This is a genomic window from Deinococcus yavapaiensis KR-236, from assembly GCF_003217515.1.
Taxonomy (GTDB): Bacteria; Deinococcota; Deinococci; order Deinococcales; family Deinococcaceae; genus Deinococcus_A; species Deinococcus_A yavapaiensis.
Genome location: NZ_QJSX01000040.1, coordinates 1 through 1,950, shown reverse-complemented (window position 1 = coordinate 1,950; position 1,950 = coordinate 1). Strand labels below are relative to the sequence as shown.

Annotated in this window: 2 protein-coding genes; both read left to right on the top strand. The window is 60.5% G+C overall.

Translation table 11 applies throughout. From position 1 onward, the window contains the following. Positions 1–1,377, top strand: a 1,377-nt coding sequence (locus DES52_RS22385; RefSeq protein ID WP_146237435.1) for an NHL repeat-containing protein, incomplete at its 5' end; no start/stop codon positions are given. 13 nt (positions 1,378–1,390) lie between these two features. Continuing rightward, on the top strand, positions 1,391–1,950 hold a 560-nt coding region (locus DES52_RS22380; RefSeq protein WP_146237434.1), incomplete at its 3' end, for a hypothetical protein.

The window sequence follows — 1,950 nt, the reverse complement described above, 5'->3', positions numbered from 1 at the left end:
AGCGTGAGTGACGCGCGGTTCGAAGTGACGAACGGGCAGTTGCGCGTGAAAGCCAGTCAGATGCTGCCGTCCTCGCCTGGAACGGTGAGTGTCACATTGACCGCGACGGACAACGAAGGCTTATCACTGTCGAAAAGCTTCACCCTGTCCGTCGTCACCGTACCAGGCACCCTCGACTTCACCTTTGGCACGAACGGCTACGTCACTCAAGGCCCCGAGCGTTACGGATACCCCAGGAAAACCCTCGTTCTCGCCGATGGAAAACTCCTCGTTCTCGCGTCTTACATCACGGACCGTGGTGACATAGACGTCGCACTCGCCCGCTACCAGCCGAACGGCACCCTCGACGCGACGTTCGGAACAGGCGGCCTCACGTACGCTACCCTCGGGCCTGCCAACGACTCCCCGATCGACATGCGCGTGCAACCCGACGGAAGCGTCATTGTGGTGGGAGACAGCGATCAAGATCCAAATGGCCGCTCGATGTTTATCACACGGTTCTCCAGCAATGGAACGGGCGATGGTTCCTTCGGATCGAACGGTGTGATCTTCATTCCGATGAACATGGGCATCAACTATGGCGCGGCCGTCGTTCACACGGACGGCAAGGTCACCTACGCGGGCGTGCAATACGAACGCAAGCCTGAATCTTACTACAACACGGTTAACACAAACTTCGTTCTGATTCGCGTCTTGCCGGACGGTACACCCGACGCGACGTTCGGCACGAACGGAAGCGTGCTGATCCCGGTAGATGACGAGAATGCCTTCATCTCGCGCTTGCTGATCGAACCGAACGGTCGCGCTGTCTTAGCCGTGCGATCGGCGTCCACGGGCGACTCACTCACACGGCTTAACGTCGATGGAAGCATTGACGCGACGTTCGGTTCGTCCGGTCGCGTCGTCATGACCGACATCAGCCTCGCCCTTCTTGACCGCCAACCGGACGGAAAACTCCTCGTGGCCGGACAGGGTAGCAACCCGAGTAACGGCAGCGCCGACTTCGCCATACGACGCTTCAACCTCGACGGGTTAGCCGACGGGACCTTCGGCATGGGCGGGTTGGTCCGCACGGACTTCTTCGGTAGAAACGACAATCCTGAAGTGCTGGCTGTGCAGTCGGACGGGAAAATTTTGCTCGGTGGCGCTCGCGTTCAAGATGCCACGTACAAGGACAACATCGTACTCGTTCGGTACACCTCCCAAGGCACCCTCGATTCGAGTTTCGGCACGGGAGGCATCACGGTGACGCCTCACGCCTTTGACAGCGCTGGATTGTACTCCGTCAGCTCGACTGCCACTGGGATCGTCTTGGCTGGCAGTTCCGCGTTTCCGTATGTTGGGTACCGTTTTCTGTTGACCCGGTATGTGCCCTAGGAAAGGGATACACATGAAGAAGATTTCTCTGTTCTCCCTCGCGCTCCTGGCCGGTTGTGCCATGCAACCTCAAGCTCCCACCGGTCCTCGCGTGCTGGGCATCGTGCAAGTCACCGCCGGGCAGGACGCCGCCGTGCAGTGGGTGCGACCCGACGCGGACACCCTACGTGCCCTCGACCTCACCAGCATTCCCGCTGGTCTCGACGTGCAAGTCGTGCCCACCACCACCCCCTACTTCGACGCAGGCGGCACCCGCTACCTGTACTCGCACCTCAAAGTACGAAACGGTAAAGGCAGCACCCCCAACGCCGAACTCAAAAACGTCACCTTCCTCGCCCTCGACAACGCCAGCACCATCAGCGACACCGCCATCGTCTCGATGCGCAACGCCGCAGGAGCGGCCATCACCAGTGTAGACGTCGCGCGCAGCCTGCGACCCACCCACCGCATGGACACCTCGAGCGTCGTGCAAGCGTTGGGCGCGGACTTGCAACTGTTCAGCGAAAGCGAAGTGAGTGCCTTCGCCAACAGCTTCCCGTGGGGCTTCGGGGTGCGGCACTGCTTGGACGTGAA